The organism is Paenibacillus sp. OAE614 (assembly GCF_040546645.1).
Taxonomy (GTDB): Bacteria; Bacillota; Bacilli; order Paenibacillales; family Paenibacillaceae; genus Paenibacillus_AQ; species Paenibacillus_AQ favisporus.
Window position 1 is genome coordinate 4139641 of the sequence record NZ_JBEPOD010000001.1, and the last position, 16160, is coordinate 4155800.

Annotated in this window: 16 protein-coding genes; 7 read left to right on the forward strand and 9 right to left on the reverse strand. The window is 53.7% G+C overall.

The genetic code is table 11. The features are described 5' to 3' along the window. The first annotated feature begins 89 nt into the window (after positions 1–89). On the forward strand, positions 90–899 hold the full coding sequence (locus ABIE48_RS18960; RefSeq protein ID WP_145024139.1) for a phytanoyl-CoA dioxygenase family protein: 810 nt from the start codon (positions 90–92) through the stop codon (positions 897–899). Between the two features lie 327 nt (positions 900–1226). Here the strand turns inward: ABIE48_RS18960 and ABIE48_RS18965 are convergent, their stop codons facing one another. The 6 genes from ABIE48_RS18965 to ABIE48_RS18990 form a co-directional block, all read right to left on the reverse strand. Beyond that, on the reverse strand, positions 1227–2042 hold the full coding sequence (locus tag ABIE48_RS18965) for a VOC family protein (protein WP_354519485.1): 816 nt from the start codon (positions 2040–2042) through the stop codon (positions 1227–1229). Then, positions 2029–2850, reverse strand: coding sequence for a VOC family protein (locus tag ABIE48_RS18970; protein ID WP_192715541.1), 822 nt, complete (start codon positions 2848–2850; stop codon positions 2029–2031). The genes ABIE48_RS18965 and ABIE48_RS18970 overlap by 14 nt, the downstream gene beginning before the upstream one ends. 90 nt (positions 2851–2940) lie before the next feature. Further along, complete coding sequence (locus tag ABIE48_RS18975; protein ID WP_192715542.1) at positions 2941–3702, reverse strand: sigma-70 family RNA polymerase sigma factor; 762 nt, start codon at positions 3700–3702, stop codon at positions 2941–2943. A gap of 514 nt (positions 3703–4216) precedes the next feature. Further along, positions 4217–5227 (reverse strand): phytanoyl-CoA dioxygenase family protein, encoded by a 1011-nt coding sequence (locus tag ABIE48_RS18980; RefSeq protein ID WP_192715543.1) that lies wholly within the window; start codon positions 5225–5227, stop codon positions 4217–4219. A gap of 104 nt (positions 5228–5331) precedes the next feature. After that, positions 5332–6225: a helix-turn-helix domain-containing protein gene (locus ABIE48_RS18985; RefSeq protein WP_354519488.1), complete on the reverse strand. Its 894-nt coding sequence runs from the start codon at positions 6223–6225 to the stop codon at positions 5332–5334. Positions 6226–6437: 212 nt separating this feature from the next. Beyond that, positions 6438–8318: a beta-L-arabinofuranosidase domain-containing protein gene (locus ABIE48_RS18990; protein ID WP_192715544.1), complete on the reverse strand. Its 1881-nt coding sequence runs from the start codon at positions 8316–8318 to the stop codon at positions 6438–6440. 198 nt (positions 8319–8516) lie between these two features. On the opposite strand from ABIE48_RS18990, the gene ABIE48_RS18995 reads away from it, so the two are divergent. Together ABIE48_RS18995 and ABIE48_RS19000 are read left to right on the forward strand one after the other, a co-directional pair. Beyond that, complete coding sequence (locus tag ABIE48_RS18995; RefSeq protein ID WP_354519490.1) at positions 8517–9116, forward strand: hypothetical protein; 600 nt, start codon at positions 8517–8519, stop codon at positions 9114–9116. A gap of 49 nt (positions 9117–9165) precedes the next feature. Next, positions 9166–9372 carry a helix-turn-helix transcriptional regulator gene (locus tag ABIE48_RS19000; protein ID WP_354520664.1) on the forward strand — a complete coding sequence of 69 codons (207 nt, stop codon included), beginning with the start codon at positions 9166–9168 and terminating at the stop codon, positions 9370–9372. Positions 9373–9477: 105 nt separating this feature from the next. On the opposite strand, the gene ABIE48_RS19005 is transcribed toward ABIE48_RS19000, so the two are convergent. Together ABIE48_RS19005 and ABIE48_RS19010 are read right to left on the reverse strand one after the other, a co-directional pair. After that, positions 9478–10302 (reverse strand): sugar phosphate isomerase/epimerase family protein, encoded by an 825-nt coding sequence (locus ABIE48_RS19005; protein WP_192715545.1) that lies wholly within the window; start codon positions 10300–10302, stop codon positions 9478–9480. Positions 10303–10480: 178 nt separating this feature from the next. After that, positions 10481–11788 (reverse strand): ADP-ribosylglycohydrolase family protein, encoded by a 1308-nt coding sequence (locus ABIE48_RS19010; protein WP_145024110.1) that lies wholly within the window; start codon positions 11786–11788, stop codon positions 10481–10483. A gap of 56 nt (positions 11789–11844) precedes the next feature. Between ABIE48_RS19010 and ABIE48_RS19015 the strand changes: the two genes are divergently transcribed. Beyond that, the gene (locus ABIE48_RS19015) at positions 11845–12777 is read left to right on the forward strand and encodes a helix-turn-helix domain-containing protein (RefSeq protein ID WP_260869347.1); all 933 of its coding nucleotides are present in this window, start codon (positions 11845–11847) and stop codon (positions 12775–12777) included. Between the two features lie 185 nt (positions 12778–12962). On the opposite strand, the gene ABIE48_RS19020 is transcribed toward ABIE48_RS19015, so the two are convergent. Continuing rightward, positions 12963–13325 carry a DUF488 domain-containing protein gene (locus ABIE48_RS19020; protein WP_260869346.1) on the reverse strand — a complete coding sequence of 121 codons (363 nt, stop codon included), beginning with the start codon at positions 13323–13325 and terminating at the stop codon, positions 12963–12965. 79 nt (positions 13326–13404) lie between these two features. Between ABIE48_RS19020 and ABIE48_RS19025 the strand changes: the two genes are divergently transcribed. The 3 genes from ABIE48_RS19025 (at position 13405) to ABIE48_RS19035 (ending at position 16120) form a co-directional block, all read left to right on the forward strand. Continuing rightward, entirely contained in the window at positions 13405–14202 is a 798-nt protein-coding gene (locus ABIE48_RS19025; protein ID WP_313958120.1) for a lipase family protein, read from the forward strand. Between the two features lie 148 nt (positions 14203–14350). Beyond that, on the forward strand, positions 14351–14941 hold the full coding sequence (locus ABIE48_RS19030) for a YjgB family protein (RefSeq protein ID WP_192715546.1): 591 nt from the start codon (positions 14351–14353) through the stop codon (positions 14939–14941). Positions 14942–15157: 216 nt separating this feature from the next. After that, positions 15158–16120 (forward strand): serine hydrolase domain-containing protein, encoded by a 963-nt coding sequence (locus tag ABIE48_RS19035; RefSeq protein ID WP_192715547.1) that lies wholly within the window; start codon positions 15158–15160, stop codon positions 16118–16120. Positions 16121–16160: the final 40 nt, after the last annotated feature.

The window sequence follows — 16160 nt, forward strand, 5'->3', positions numbered from 1 at the left end:
TAATAGCAGATTTCGGTCTTCTCCTTAACATAGAGTTACCGTATGCTATTGTCAATCAGTATCCATTACGAATCAGGGAGGGACACCCCATGCAGACGAATCCGCAAGTTTTGACGGAAGAACAGCTGCGAATGTTTAAAACGGAAGGGTATTTAATCGTAAAGGGGCTTTTTCAGCCAGAAGAATTGAGAGACATTGACGCTACCTTCGAAGAGATCGGCAACACCGTCGTACCCGGACACTTCGAGCCGGTGCTCGATCAGGAAGCAGGCGATCCGCTGAAGCGATATCCTCGCGTCATGCATCCCCACCGGTTCAACGCTACCGCAAAAAAGTATATGCTGCATAAACCCGTGATGGATGTGCTCGCCGATTTGTACGGCGAGGAGGCATTGGCGGCACAAAGCATGTTTTATTACAAACCGCCGGGCTCACGCGGGCAAGCGCTGCATCAGGACAACTTCTACTTGCAGGTCGAACCGGGTAACTGCATTGCGGCCTGGACCGCAATCGACCCGGCGGATGAAGAAAACGGCGGAATGCTCATCGTTCCCAAAACGAGCGATTATGCGCTGGTATGTCCGGAGGAAGCAGATTCCAGCGAGTCGTTTACGACTCATCTGGTCAAGCCGCCCAAAGACAGGAAAGCCGTTCCCGCCATCATGGACCGGGGAGACGTTCTGTTCTTCAACGGTAATCTGATCCACGGGTCTTACCGCAACAAATCGCAGAATCGTTTCCGGCGTGCTTTTATTTGCCATTATGCCAACGCTTCCGCTACCCAGATCAGTTCATTTTATCGGCCGTTGTTCCGCAGGGACGGAAGTGAGGTCGATCTCGATGTCAATCCGGACGGCGGTCCTTGCGGCATCGAATTCGGCACCGCTTACCCGCATTAATGAATCAATGAAATCCGAAGGGTGGCAAACAAGCGTGCAGGATGAATTACGAGATTAGCAGCCGTTCTGGCCAGCTGACAGGGGCGGTATTCACAGCGGATCCCCCCAAGCAAACGCTTGGGGGGTCTGCCCCGACGCTGCTTCGTCCTTGATCGGCGCATAAATATCATCATCAAATTAGTCGATGTCATCGACAGGAATTTCAAAGGGATTTACCGGTTGAAGCCGGTTCATTTCATAGCCAAATGAGCCATCACGTACATCCCATTCATAAGGCCCTTGCTCAAACCATCCGAACAACGCGCCGTACGCTTCTTCCTCATTCTTTCAATGTCCTTCCTCGTTCATTTGTGCAATGACGATCCAGTTCCCATCCGGGTCCACAAGCGCAAATTCGCTCAGGTCAGGAAAGTTTTGCGGTTCACCGGCCAACTCGAAGCCGTTAGACTTTACAAATTGGAGTGCCCCGTCAAAATCCTCTGTTTCGAAATAAAACAGCTCCGAAAACGACTCCCCGTTCAGATGACGGTTATGGTCAAGCAGAAGCGCGGCACCGGATGCCGTCGGAACGGAATAAATCCGCTGCATGGCAGCCGCTTCATCATATTCCGCACCAAACAGACCCGAGTACCACCGGGCAGCCGCAGGCATATGCTTCACGTCAACAAATACGCCGCCGATTCTCGGCAAAATCGGACTTCGGCTTAATCCTGCCAAAGAGAGGTCTTCCTCGCGGTTCTCGGCCCAGCATGCCATCTGTACGTTCCCCTCCGGGTCGCGGAAGTTAAAGTATGCCATCGGCCCGTGTCTTTCCGGTTCAGAGAGAGGCGTGCCTTGTTCCCGAATAAAAAGGTATGCCTCGTCAATATCCTTGGCAGGTAACATCATGCGCGGCATCATATCTTCCCTCCAATCCGGATTTTGCCTGTTCCCCGAATTGGAATCCAGGATAAGGTGCGTACCTTGAAAATCAAACCAATACACCGGTCCGCCGTTTAACCGTTCTTCCTTGATCGGAAGACCCAGCAGGCGGCTGTACCACTCAGCAGATTCCCGAAGATTCGTGACATGCACAAACACGCTCGCAATCCGGTTCTCGAACGGGATCGCGGTAGTGCGATTCATTTCTTCATGTTGAGACAATTTGAATCAGCTCCTTTTCCGATATACGGATGATTAAACCTTCCGGAGAACAAATGTGGAACCTGTTGACTCCATCCTGGTCCCGGCATGACTCGGCTGGGACGCCTAATTGGGACAGCTGCCGGTAAGCATCGTGAATGCTGGGCGTTTGCAGCGAATAATAAGCCTGGCCGTTCAGCCTCAGCAACGCTTGACGGTGCAGCTCTTCGTCCATAACAATCATTGTGACAATCGTTTCTCCCTTGCCGATTTTGAGATCCGCCCCCTGCCCCCAATGGTTTACCAGCTCAAAACCAAGCATATCCGCGTACCATCGGATCGAGGACTCCAAATCTATAACGGGAAGAAAAACGGCTAGAATCCGATGAAACATCGGGGGAACCGGTCCGGGAGCCGGCGTATAGAAGAGCGAATTGCTTTTTTCATGGCAGATCCCGGTCACGTTTCCGTATGGATCGGTCATCTCGCAAACGTTCATGTGAGCCGTCTGCATCGTTGACGTGACCGAAATGTTCCTGGAACGAAGCCAGCCGCTGTGCAAATCGTCCCAATGACAATAGAAGTTGAAGCATGGAACGTGGCCAGAGGCGTCCAGGTGGATAAGCGGCTGATAACGCTGGTTTCCGGAATGTTCCGTCAGCGTAAGCAATGTTTCCCCATCTTGTATCCGCAAGTCGATCTCCTTACTGCCTCTGCGCCCGATCCGGAATTCAAACTCGTTGATGTACCATTCCGCAGCCGCCTTGGCATCAGGGACCGGCAGAATGACTCTGTCGATGCATACAAATGAAGAGCCGCCTGATGGCATGAAACTCTACCTCCTCTCTAGCTTAAATGCCCTCACATGTAAATAACGATGAAGCCGCCTGCAACCATACACAATCACCTAAGATGATGATTAAAATGTTTCGCTCACCATAAAAACATTGCCGTCCGGATCCTGAAAAGTAAAATAAAATCGACCATCTCGGGTCCGGATGTCCGCAATGCGGCAGCCGTTCTCGTACACCCGAAGATAAGCTTCATAAATCATGTGGGGATCATGGCGGATAAAAGCAGCGGCAACCGCTTCCAGAAGCTTGGCGGCCGACTTGGGATCGCCCGGCCGGCTCCGCGGCGCGCATGCATCGCTCCAAATCCCTTCCGGCGTATGGAGCGCCAGCAGGCGCAGCCGTTTGCGCGCCCGGGAAAGGGCGACCTGAACGGCCCCCTCCGCCATGTTGATGCAGTTTCCCGCTTCCTTGGCGGTAAGCCCGAATACGTCGCACAGAAGAACCATGACAAAAGCCTTCGGCTTCAGCCGGTACATCAGCTCTTCCAGCAGATCGCGCGTGATCAGGTTGTCTGCGAAGGGTCCCGGTTCACTTCCGTAAGCCGATTCAAATTGTTCGACCGACATGGTGACCAGCCTCCGGCTGGACCTGCAGCGGTCGATCCAAAGATTGCGGGCCGTGCGGAACACATACGGCTTGCTCAGGGTCATCTCCGGCATTTGTATACACCGGTTCATCAATCTGACCATAGTATCCTGAACCAGGTCCTCGGCTTCCCATTCCCGATGGGTCAGTGATCGGCAGTACTGCAGCAGCTGGGGTCTCAATTCGGCCAATAATCCGGCAAATTCCCCCCGAAAGGAAGAATTAAGGGTTGTTTCCGTCATATAACTCACCTCGCTCCCCTGTCCCAACGCCGCATATGACCTGCCTATTTGGGATTGTTAATAAAAAAACAACACGCAAACAAATGTTCCTATTCAAGATATTCTATCTCTATTTTGCTTTTTCCTCTTTTTTCTCAAAAAATATTCTGATCTTGCCACCTCCCTGTACCGCATTTCATACAGCCCCCATCGTTTGGAAAACCTGACCCATACCAACGACCATCTGGTCCTCATCGGCGGAGGAATCGGAGTTACTCCCCTAGGCGGTGTATTATTTCTGCGGATCCGTCTCCTTCATGAAAGCAATCAATCAAGCATTGAAAGAGCTGAAAATTCCTAAGGAGCGCATTCATTATGAAGCCTTCAGTCCGATCGCCATACTAGATGAAGAATAGCGGGGTTTGGGGCAAACGCCTTCAAAACAAAGAAGAGCCCGGCACCTGTGCCGGGCTCTTTTTTATGAAAGATACAGAAGGCTAGATTCATGACTCCAAAGAAGTCCAGGTACCGTGATTCAGTCCTGTTCGTCTTTTTCCTGAACGACCGGCATCATCATGCCGTCGTCCATCCCCATCATCGTCACGCTGGTGGAGTCGGGAATCTCATCATGCTGCGTAATATCAACCGGCGTATCGAATAGCGGTTCGGCATATGCCAGATGCGTCCGTCCGCGCGCCAAGATTTGGCGGTAATTCCCGCTGTCGCCCTCGTAGCCGTCATGGTCCCATGGAACAAATGAACGGGCGTTGCAGTAATGGCACACATACGATCGGCGGTAACGGTCCGTCGTTCGATTCGGGTAGGAGCGGTGAAACAGGTGTGAATGGAAGAACAGCACGTCCCCAGGCTTTAACGGAACCGGAATCGGGTCCGGATAATGGGACACCACCTTCGACAGCGTGTTGACTTCGTCATCCAGGTGACTGACATGCTCCACGGAATGGAGATCGGAAAACGCCTCCCTGGCGTGAACGTTCCCGCCATGATCTCCCGGCGGCGGATAAATCGGCTCATGGTTGGAGCCGGGAACCACCCACAGGCAGCCGTTCTCTTCATCGGCGTCTTCAAGCGCGATCCATGCTCCGATCAGCGTGTCGGGATGGGTTTTGATGTAGTATGCGTCCTGATGCCATCCCTGTCCCCCTTTTCCCGGAGGATTAAAAAAGATCATGGACTGCAGGGCATACACATCCGGACCCGTTAGCGCTTCAAGCACATCGAGGATCCGGGGATGCAGCATCAGCTGCTCCCCTTCCGGGTAGAGGCGGGAGATCATATGAACCCGCGTTTTTTCGGCGAACTCCGCTTTGAGCGGGTCGGTATCCTCCTCGGATGCCTGCTTGCGCTTTCCTTCATTCTCGATCCGCAGCCGTTCGGCCCACACAGCGTACTGTTCGATTTCTTTCGGATCCAGCAGCCCTCGGACGATGACGAATCCGTCCCTGTGATACTGCTTATACTCTTCCACCGTTACATAATAACGGTCCTCTCTTAGTTTGGCTTTCGGCACATAAGTCTGCCCCATGGTTGATCCCCTCCACACGCATTGATTATCTTAAGTGTGAAGGATTCCGTAAGCGTTCTCAATGGAGAGGACACGGAAAACGGTGGACGGATTTGATATCCGCTTTACCGGGAATCCCCGTGATCCAGTACGACAAAATGCCGGTTCAAAGGATACGCGGCCTCCTCTTCCTCGATGACGGCCAAATGCCGGAACAACGGATCCGCGAACCGGTCGCGAAACTCCAGGGCCGTCATTCCACGGGTTCGCTTGAACATGCGTGAGAAATAATGCTCATCGGTGAATCCGACGTCGTAAGCGATCTGCTTGATGGTCCGCTCCGCCTGAATAAGGAGCTGCTCAGCTCTCCGGAGGCGGCGTTCCAGCAGCGCCTTCTGAGGGGGAATGCCCATCCAGCGGACGAACATCCGGGTGAAATGCTCATGGGTCCAGCCCGAGCTGGCCGCGATTTCTTCAATGGTAATCTGGCGGTGAAGCTGCTGCTCCATATAATCCATCGCCCGCATGATGGGAGCGGGCAGTGAAGCGGCCGACATCGACTCGTCTTCCTCAATCGCCTGCCATTCCTCAAGGACGCCCATCAGCAAAACGGACGCCCTTCGCTGCCAGCCGGCCGGCTTGATATGCGCGATCTTCAGCATCTGCTTAAGCATTGAGGGAATCAGGCTCCCTCCGGCAATGACCGACCAGTCACGGAAATTTTTCCGATCGTGGTCCGGCCTGCAGAAGGCTTCCCGAAATGCAGCAAATTCGAAGTGAACGAATAAGTGCCTTGTGGGAAGGCTAGGATCAAACCGATACCTGTGCGGTTCTCCGGGGCAGGTGAACACGACTCCCGGACGGTCCAGCGCAAACGACCCCCGGTCGATTTCGTAAACGGATCGGGTCCCTGCCGGGAAGTATACCAATTCGAAATCGTCGATCGTACGCATCCCGAGAACGGATCCCGGCTTCACGGCGATATCCCCCATGGCATGGATGGCGGGTAATGTAAGCAACGATGCACAACCTCCCTAGTCTCTGGCCCTCTCGCTGCCGGATCGGAACCGGTCGTTTTAATAGCATGATACACTATTAAACCGCGCCCTGCAGCCCAAAAAAAGAGAGATGACCGCATGGCCTGCGACATCTCTCTCTTTAGAGCGAACCCGGAACGGATTCCGCACGCCTTGCCGGGCAGGGTGACAAGCCCTGTCTAGCACAGCTTATCTTACTGCTCCTTGAACCGCTTCCGGCTGCCGATGAGCGGGAACTCACCGATCCGCAGCCGCGCGCTTCCGTAAGGGATCAGCTCAAGCTCCGCCACAAGCTGACCGTTACAGTCGGGATGAATGGGCGGTGTGCCTGCATTGTTGCCTTCCATCTTCCAGTCTTTGACCAGCTGTCCCGATACTTTGATCCGCACGGGGGCTCCATCCGCGGAGAACGGCTGGCTTGGAATATCGGCCTCGGTTACCTCAAAGCCGGTATCGGCCAACAGGCCGTATTTCCAGGCCGATCCCGGATACAGTTCCCAATCATGGAACATTTCACGCTCCCGCACCATCTGCCATTGCTCCCGGACCGGCAGCACATAGACAAGTGGTCCCCTTTCTACGCTGACCGCATAAAGGTTGCGCGACGTCGTGTTGACGGCCATCGGCAGCGTCAGTTCGATCCCGTCTCCACTCGCCCACTCGCGGTTGATTTTGGCATAGCCGTTCTCGGTCTGAACGTTCACCGGCGTACCGTTGATCTGGATCTCAGGCTGTGTACACCAGGACGGGATCCGCAAGGAAACCGTAAATGTTTCCGGGCGCTCCAAAGTGATTGAGATGGAGACATGGTCCCGGAAGGGATATTCTCCGCTGACGGCCAGCTTGGCCAAGGAACCGTTGCCAACCGGGGTCTCGACAGTACACGGCGCATAGGAAACGGCTGCAAGCCCGCCCCCAAGGTCCTTCATCCACAAATGCGACGTCAGCTTGGGCCATCCTTGGTGCATATTCGCGGTGCAGCAGCCGAAATGCGGCTCCAGGCCGAAAAGGTTCGCGTCAGGCCCGTTCACCCAGCTGCGGGGAGCGACGTTGCACAAAATCTGGTTCACCTGCTGATCGTACTGATGGGAAGTCCAATCCGGAGAGATTGCCGCCGGCAGCGCATTAAACGCCACTTTCTCAAGAATGTCGCCGAACCTGCCGTCGCCGAATATCCGCGTCAGCTGCTCCATCGAAAACATGTATTCCACCACGGCGCACAGCTCGACACCCTGACTCGGGTGCGTGCCGGAGAGCCACTCGTCACCCGAAAACATGCCGTGTGCCTGTCCGTGGTATGTCATCAGCGAATCGATTCCGCGGTGCACAGCCTCCCTCAAGACGGCATCTCCGGCCAGTTCGTACAAAACGCCCGGCGTCTTGATCCCCATCGCCACATTGACCACATGCGTCGTCCAGTCCCACTCCTCTATCTTTCGCCAGAACGGGAAGTCGTAAAAAATATCGGACCAGTCTGTCGTCTGCTTGGCCACGATCTCCGCCACTTCCAGCAGCAAAGGATCCTCCGTCCTTTTATACAGCCAAACCAGGCAGAGCAGCATTTCTGCTCCTCGGGTTTTCGCCCAGCCTTGCAGCGGATTCTCTTCAATGGTGCGGCGGACATAGCCGAAAAATTTCGTCAGGAAGGGAACGATCCGTTCATCTTTCGTCGCTTCTTCATGCTGCATCATGACCTTCAGCATGATCATGTAATGCCACCAATCGTGCTTTTTATCGACCTCACGGTTGACGGTTTCGATCCGTTTCGGACCGAAGTGGCCATCGTCCTGCTGACTCGCAAGCGACCATTCAACCCACCGGTTGGCTTTGGCGATCAACCTTTCATCTTCGAGCAAATAGGCAAGCGGAAGAAGTCCGTCCAAGTAGTACGGTCCGCGTTCCCAGCTTTCTCCGCTGCCTCCGATCCACCCGTTTTCTGGCCCGACATCCGCCCAATGCTCCTCCAAATGCCCGGTAAGACCTTTTGCTTGAATCATCAGTTGATCCTTAAGCCAACCGTAAGGTTTAACCGCGCCAAGCGGCAGTTGTTCAAAAGCGGTTTTAACGAATTTCATAGCTCGCCACTCCCTTTTCATCTTCGGTTTACTTCGGCTAACGCTATGAAATATACCATGTCCCCCGCTATTTACCGATACCAGATATCAACATGTTTTTGTCCAATCACAACCTCGTCATGCAGGCAAAACATATGGCTTCGCCATACGCAATCCTTTATGATAGAAGCAATTCGACTCGAAGGAAGGAGGATCGCCATGTTTCAATTCTTCGCTCCGCCTCTGCCCCATTACATTACCTGCGGGGAGGACACCTACCCCATTGGTGGAATCCATCCGGACCGCAGCGGCATCGGCGTCTTTGACCTGATCTTCGTGACGAGGGGTTGCCTGTTTCTGGAGGAAGAGCTTACGATGCTTACCGTCCCGGCGGGACATTACGCCATCCTTCGGCCTGACCGGTCGCACCGGACCGCCCGGCCCTGTTTGGAAGAAACGCATTTTTACTGGCTGCATTTTCAAACCTTGGGCAGCTGGAACGAAGTTTCCGAGCAGGATTCCTCTTTACCGGCATTTGAAGGCCATCCGCTCTATCAGATCGAGAAATTCTCAATCTATATTTCCCAGCAAGGAGTCCCGCTTCTCCCAAGTCAAGTGGAAGAGCTCCTCCGCAGGCTGATGCTGCTGCACCCGGAACAGACTGTATCCGCCCGCTGGAAGCAGCAGATCTGCTTTCAGGAACTGCTGTCCATGCTGCAGCAGACGGAAGGGGGAGAAGTACAGAATCCACATCTGAAGGTGGCGGAACCTGGCGGGCGAATATCTTCGCCGGCATTACCGGGAGCCCATCAGCTATAAGCGGATGTCGGAAGCCCTGCACTTTCATTCCAACTACATCGCCATATGTATGAAAAAGACGTTCGGCTGTACGCCGCTGGAGTATTTAACGAGGCATAGGATTGAGCAGGCCAAGCAAATCTTGATTCATACCGACGATCCGATCGGACGTGTCGCCGAGCAGACGGGTTTCGGATCCTTTCCTTATTTCGTTAGGAGCTTTGCGAGATATACCGGTCATACCCCGAAGTCTTTCCGGCAGCTCTACCGAAAATAATTTCGGCCAGATGTACCTGCATCTATGACAAAAGGCTGCCCGCATGCTGTTGAAGCAATGCGTCAGCCTTTTTTGCATTCTTTTACATAGGTTTACTCATGTTTGTCAGGTGGCTTTCACGGATTGGGTTCGTTCAAAGTTTTCACGGTATTGTTCTACCGTCCACTTACATACCTGCCACAAATCCGTAACCGGCTGATTGGTAAAAGGCAGCGTGTGAAGATAACCCGGCGGACCGTATTCCGGCGTAAAGGTCAATTCGGAGGCACCGGCATGCTGCCTCGCATCGGCGATCCGGTTCCACCAGTCAAAATGCCGAGCGACTTCATGCGCGTACTCGGGTGCCCGCGGATCGGGAACTTGAGGGCCCTGCGCATAACCGACACGCCCATGGATATGTACGGTGCGGGCGATAGCCAGGTCAAGCTCGCTCTCGAAATGTTCCAGCGTCGATTCGGTAACGCAGCACCAATGGCTAAAGTCGGCCGTCAGCCCGAGACCTGGGACGGCATTCAGCACCTTCCCCGTATCCCAGGGATTAAATAGAGCTCTGCCCCGGTGGGTTTCATGCCCCACCTTGACGCCCATCTGCTGCTCAAGCTGAACGGCCCGCCGGAAATAATCGATCTGCTCCTCCAGCGGAACATAGTCTTTTAAGGAATGCGCAGTAACATGGATCGGCCCAAACGACGTTGCCCGTTCCAATTGTACTTCGAAAGAAGCATAGTGGTTCGGCCCTTCGGTAAAAATCATCCCTACGTAATCAAGCTTATGGCTTGCGAGGAGCTCCTTAAACCGCTGTTCGTTTTCAGGTGCCGGCAGGGGCGCTTCAACGCCATCGTAGCCGGCGGAAGCGATGCGCGCCATCTGCTCTTCCAATGTGCCCGTACCCTCCATGCCCCACAACGCCTTGATCAATTTGAGTTTCATCCTTTTCCACCTCTCCCGGTTGATTGGATCCCGCTTCCCCCATTGTTTCCGATACTTCGCCGATTGTCCATGGATCCAAGGGCATGATTCGTGGATGGATTTGATATGTCTTTTGTTCGATAACATGCGGATTCACGCTGGATCGTTCTTAAAAAGAACCACGGCAGACGTCGCCAAGTTACGCCTCGTGATGCGTTTTGCCGGCAAGGATAGTAAATCGGTCGACAAGGTCGCTGATCTGAAACTTCTCCGCGTTCGTCATATACGTTGTGACCGTATCGTGAAACGGCATAACCCAATGCTCCGGCACGCCGGATTTCCCGGCGATCGCGCCAACGATGCTGCCGGCCGTCGCAGCCGTACAGTCGTTGTCCAGTCCCATGGCAACCGTCTCCGAGATCACCTTGGACACATCGGTCCCCCCGATCATCAGGCCGAACACCGTCAAGCAGGCGTTATTGTTGGTGTGCACTCCCGACATTCCCTTGAAGCGCTCATCGACCGCCGCTCTGGCTTCCTTGTAATCATGGATTTCACCACTAACGGCAAGCGCCCACTCCACATCCTTGTAAAGGCTGCATTCCTTCGGAATTTCGGTCAAGCCGATACGAAGCGCCTGCTCTGGATGATCGACGGCGAACGCCGCGGACTGCGCAGCACTGAAAAACATCTCCCCGTAAATCCCGTTCCGCCGATGGCTCAAATAAGCGTCCCGATAGGCGTATTCCGCCGCTTTCGCCGGGTACGCCGGAGCCATGTAAGCCCACGGATCCGAGCGGATATCCGCACCGATCCACTGGCAGAACGGATTGTTGACGTCAGCTGCTTGCAGCGCCGGAATGCCCGCCTTCAAATTGTTGAGCGCAGCCTCCTCCGCAGTACAAGCAACCGGCAGGTACTTGAGCCAGCTCTTTCCCACATCCTCTGTCGTGAAGTTGAGGCCGTGCTCTTCGGCAATGAGCAGTCCGAGGATCGTATAAGTAATGTCGTCATCGACTGGGACTTGGGACAAGCCTTCCAAGGTATATTCATAAAAGGTGCTTTTGCCGTAACGGAGATCGTTCGGATTTTTGATTTTGGACCAATAATGCTGTGGAGGAAAGGCATCCCCGATATATGCGGCCCATTTCTCCATGTCGCTCACTTCCCAGAATTCCACCGGCGCCCCCAGCGTGCATCCGGCAAAACGGGCGAGCATCGCCCCTTCGAGCTTTTCCTTGTAGACCGCCTTGTCAAACGATGCCCAAAGCCTTCTTGGTCCATCAGTACGCTGCGCTCGAATGGACGGCAGATCGTCCGGCTCCCGCTCCTTAAGCTCTGCGTCAATTGGTAATCCCTGCAGTTTCTCCAACGTTTCTTTCATCTTCTCTTCCATGTCGATCCAGGCATCGGCTACGCCCCGTCCTCCGTATTCGTGCGCGAGCCGCCCGTACTCAATAATTTTGCCTGCCAGTTCGTGGATCCTCGGTTCCTTAGGATAAGCCATATCAATAAACTCCTTTCCCAAGATCAATGAATTTCGTTCAAGGATAGTTTATTATAATGAAAACAATGACTTCCGCCGAAAAAGGACTGAAAGCTGTGCAGAATCGACCATTTGATTATAAAGTCGTCTCCCAGCCTTATATGCTTCCATCCGATTTCCCTGTGGATTGGCTCAGCAATTATATCCAGGGAGACAACGAGATTACGTATTTGCACTTTCACAACTGCCTTGAGATCGGCTACTGTCTGGAAGGCTCAGGCGTCTTCTTCGTTGAAGACAAAATCCTGCCCTACACCCAAGGGAATGTGAGCATCATCTTTCCGAATCAGCTGCATCTTGCCCAAAGCTTAAAGGGAAAAGAAAGCAGGTGGCATTTCTGCTTTATTGATCCGGACGCCCTCTTTTCGTCTGACCAGCTGTCTTCCGGATTCTGGGACCGGGTCGGAACGGATACGTATCCCCGGTTCAACAACATCGTCACCCCGGATGATCACGCTGAGGTCGTCTGGCTGACAGATCACGCGATGAAGGAGCTGGAGAAACACGGGCCGGGATATGAATCGGCTGTAAAAGGATACATCTGGACGCTCCTGACGCTGATCGGCAGGCAGTTGCTGCTTCAAGAGAGCGGCACAGCTGAAGCTGCGGCTGGCGGTGCCGACCGGCGGGCGATGCAGCAAATTTCAAAAGCGCTCGAGTACATTTCCCAGCATTATATGGAACCAGTCCCGATCCACCGGTTAGCCGAGCTATGCTGCCTCAGCGTCACCCATTTCCGGCGCATTTTCCACAAATGCATGGGCATGGCTCCGCTGGACTATATCAACAACGTGCGCATTCAGGTTGCGGCTGCCCTGTTGTGCCATAGCGGCAGCAGCATTTTGGCTATTTCCGAGGAGGTCGGCTATGCGACCTTATCCAGCTTCAACCGGCACTTCAAGCGGCTGATGGGCGAAGCCCCGAGCCAATGGCGGTCCAAAAACAGATGACAGAGGCAGCAAATATTTCGTGCTGCGGCAAAATCATTTGTGATTGGCAGGCAATTAGAGGCGCGGCTCAACCAACTCAAAATGGCGCCACCTGCAGCCCTTGGGCTTAAGGAGGCGCCATTACGGTCACCGGAATGATATATGAGAGAGTAAACTACTACAACTATCCGGCCAGCCCGCGGTGCTTACGACGTTTCAATGATTTCTTTGAGCACGACCGCCTGATTCATAGTGGTATCCTTCGCGGCATATAACAGCGTAACCGTGCAATCCTCTGCCAACTCCCGGATTTGCCGTAAAAGCTGGGAAGGCTTGTCCTGCTGAAGTTCCTGCAGGTAGAGCTCTTTGAACTTCTCGTAATGCTCCAGCCGATGCGCGTACCATTTTCTCAGCTCATGACTGGGCGCGATCTCTTTCATCCATTCGTCGACCGCGGCCTGCTCTTTCGTGAGTCCCCTCGGCCAAAGACGGTCAACCAGGATTCGTTTGCCGTCTGATGCTTCAGGCTTTTCATAGACCCGTTTGATATGAATCGGAATGATGGACACCTCCTTATTAGACTATTCATGCCCAAGCACCCGATCCTTATCCTCTTAATATAGTGTAGGAGTGAAAGGCGGGATGCGTATGAGCAAGGCAGACGATTTGCAGCAGCGTACCATTTTTCTGGCGGCCATCTGCGGACAGACCTATGCTCAATTTGAGAATGCGGACGGGTCGTTTGTCGTCCCTTCTCCATACTCACGGCTTGAGACGATTGAGGCCAGGTCCATTACGAACGATTGGGAACGCTTCGGTTTTATTCTCGATTCGGATCAAGAGGTCATCATTGCATTCCGGGGAACCAGCACGACGACCAACTGGATCGCGGACCTGATCGCATCTCAGAAGAAATACAAGTACATTAAAGAAGACTGTATGACGCACCGGGGCTTCACGGACATTTATGCCTCCGCAAGGACCCGCATTATCTCGACACTGGCTAAGGTATCCCGCGGAAAGACGCTGTTTATTACCGGTCACAGCCTGGGTGCGGCGCTGGCGACCTTATGCGCGGTCGATGTTGCAGCCAATACCGGCTTCCGCTCCCCTTACCTGTTCACATTCGGTTCACCGCGGGTAGGCGATCCGGCCTTTGCCAAGGCTTGTGCCAGCTATGTCCCCAACAGCTTTCGCATCGCCAATCTGTTTGATGTCGTGACCCATGCGCCCCCTGCCGTATACAAACTGCCGAAACGATCCAAAACTTTTTATTACAGCCATGTAAAGAACTTGTCACCCCGGCATTTTCAGCTCGGATCCTTTGGAGGGAACCACGTCATCTCCAGCTATTTCAACGAGTTATCCAAGCTTCAGCCGGAATATACCAAGATGCTGTCATCAGTCAATCCTGGCTTCTGTCCGTTCCCTGAACGCGTCCTTTAACGCCATCCGTGTCAAAATTGACATATTCTTTCACGGAATCGTAACCCAATCTCCTTCGGGTTCTACTATGCTGTAGAAGAATTGAATCTTACGCAGAATGGGTAATAAAAACATAGAGACCCAAGAAGTTACAAGGAGAGGATACAGCATGAACATCACAAAACCGGCAAAAAAAGCAATCATGGCCATGACCGTGGCCGGCATGGTAGGCCTGGGAGCCGTAGGCGCAGGCACGACATATTCCGTACATCAAGCTAACGCTGCTGCGGCAGCCGATGCGGGTTACGCATCCAAGCAGGCACTCCAGACGCTGAACAGTTTCTACAAACCGGCGCTGAAAGGCCAGTTCCCGGGGGCGGTTAGCGGCCTCAGCGTTGGTAAGAGCACCCGGCAGGATGTCCTGCACAAGATCGGGGAACCCGAAAATCCGATGAAGGATGCCGATGGGTTCGATGTATACAGCGCGAATATGGGCAATCCCGGCTACGCCATCAATTATAAGCTGGGCAAAATCCGTGAGATGCGCTACTTCGGCACCAACGTCGAACGCCAGACCAATATCGGCGGCATTACGATGAAGATGCTGAAGCAGAACTGGTATGCACCAAGTTCGGTGTCCACCTTCAAAACCGGGAACAAGACACAGACCAAGCTGACGTACAACCGCGGCAACTATAAGCTTGAGTTTATTTTCAACAGCAGCACTGAGCTTGATCATATTAACCTTTTAACCAAATAACAGCCTTCGCCGAAGACAGTGGTTCACCTGGAGCCGCTGTCTTTTTGCGTGTATAGATGAGGTTCAAGCGGGCTAAGTATTTATTATACGTGATGGTCCTTCGATCGAAAATAGCCATTGGAGCATCGTCCGAACCTTGTCCGCGAGGCGTCAGTTTGCCATAATGTATAGGCGGCGTCATGCCACAAAAGCCATACTTAACAAAGGAAGATTCCCATGAATATATCTGCACTCGCTTCAACGATCGCACCGGTCGACCTGAGAAGCTGCCTGATCAGCCAAAACGGCAGGCTGGTGTTTGAGCACTACCGGCATCCCCGCATCCCTGACGAGAAGGCGAAGGTCAATTCCTGCACCAAAAGCTTTCTGTCAGCCCTGATCTGCGTCGCAATGGACCAAGGCATCGTGCCGGATGCGGAGACGCCGATCACCGAATTTTTCCCGCAGCTTCGTTCCGCTTCCGATCCACGCAAGCGGGAGATTACGCTGGAGCATCTGCTGACGATGTCAGCCGGCTTTGAATGGAGCGAATTCGGTGGGATCAAATCGTTTCCGCGCATGACCAGAACCGGCAATTGGGTCGAATTTGTGCTCGAGCAGCCGATTTCCGATACACCTGGGACCCGGATGGAGTACAGCTCGGGATGCTCCCAGCTTCTGTCCGCGATCCTGGTTCAAGCCGCCGGCAAGTCAACGGCCCGGTACGCCGAGGAAAATCTGTTTGGACCACTGGGCATCGAAGACTATCGTTGGGAGTCTGACCCCCAGGGGATCCACACCGGAGGCTACGGTTTATGGCTCCGTCCCGGGGATTTGCTGAGATTCGGGCAGCTGTATCTGCAGCAGGGACGCTGGGAGCAGCGGCAGCTGATCCCCCGTGAGCTTGTGAACCGATCCGTACAGCCGTCCATCCCCGCTGGTCCGCCAAACCGCGGCTTTTACGGCTGGCATTGGTGGATGGATACTTTTGGAGCCGAGCTTGGTGGTCATTCCGCTGCAGCATCTCCGCTTTCATTTGACTATTTTTACGCCCGCGGATATGCGGGACAGTTCATCTATATCGTCCCCGTCCTGGAGACGGTAGTAGTCCTGACCGATGACAAGCGTAAAAAAGAGCGGCATCCGGCGAATGTGTTCCGCGATTTCATCGCACCGCTGCTGCTCGAAGATTTGAAATAAGCTGCGCCGATGCATGGTAAACCGCCGTTGCCAGCATGTA

What these genes read in the sequence shown, in the direction of transcription:
- ABIE48_RS18975 (WP_192715542.1), bottom strand. Translation starts at nt 3,702, where the DNA reads ATGACGGAAACAACCCTTAATTCTTCCTTTCGGGGGGAATTTGCCGGA.
- ABIE48_RS19025 (WP_313958120.1), top strand. Translation starts at nt 13,405, where the DNA reads ATGAGCAAGGCAGACGATTTGCAGCAGCGTACCATTTTTCTGGCGGCC.
- ABIE48_RS19035 (WP_192715547.1), top strand. Translation starts at nt 15,158, where the DNA reads ATGAATATATCTGCACTCGCTTCAACGATCGCACCGGTCGACCTGAGA.
- ABIE48_RS19005 (WP_192715545.1), bottom strand. Translation starts at nt 10,302, where the DNA reads ATGAAACTCAAATTGATCAAGGCGTTGTGGGGCATGGAGGGTACGGGC.
- ABIE48_RS19010 (WP_145024110.1), bottom strand. Translation starts at nt 11,788, where the DNA reads ATGGCTTATCCTAAGGAACCGAGGATCCACGAACTGGCAGGCAAAATT.
- ABIE48_RS18980 (WP_192715543.1), bottom strand. Translation starts at nt 5,227, where the DNA reads ATGGGGCAGACTTATGTGCCGAAAGCCAAACTAAGAGAGGACCGTTAT.
- ABIE48_RS18960 (WP_145024139.1), top strand. Translation starts at nt 90, where the DNA reads ATGCAGACGAATCCGCAAGTTTTGACGGAAGAACAGCTGCGAATGTTT.
- ABIE48_RS18970 (WP_192715541.1), bottom strand. Translation starts at nt 2,850, where the DNA reads ATGCCATCAGGCGGCTCTTCATTTGTATGCATCGACAGAGTCATTCTG.
- ABIE48_RS19000 (WP_354520664.1), top strand. Translation starts at nt 9,166, where the DNA reads ATGAAAAAGACGTTCGGCTGTACGCCGCTGGAGTATTTAACGAGGCAT.
- ABIE48_RS19015 (WP_260869347.1), top strand. Translation starts at nt 11,845, where the DNA reads ATGAAAACAATGACTTCCGCCGAAAAAGGACTGAAAGCTGTGCAGAAT.
- ABIE48_RS19030 (WP_192715546.1), top strand. Translation starts at nt 14,351, where the DNA reads ATGAACATCACAAAACCGGCAAAAAAAGCAATCATGGCCATGACCGTG.
- ABIE48_RS18990 (WP_192715544.1), bottom strand. Translation starts at nt 8,318, where the DNA reads ATGAAATTCGTTAAAACCGCTTTTGAACAACTGCCGCTTGGCGCGGTT.
- ABIE48_RS18995 (WP_354519490.1), top strand. Translation starts at nt 8,517, where the DNA reads ATGTTTCAATTCTTCGCTCCGCCTCTGCCCCATTACATTACCTGCGGG.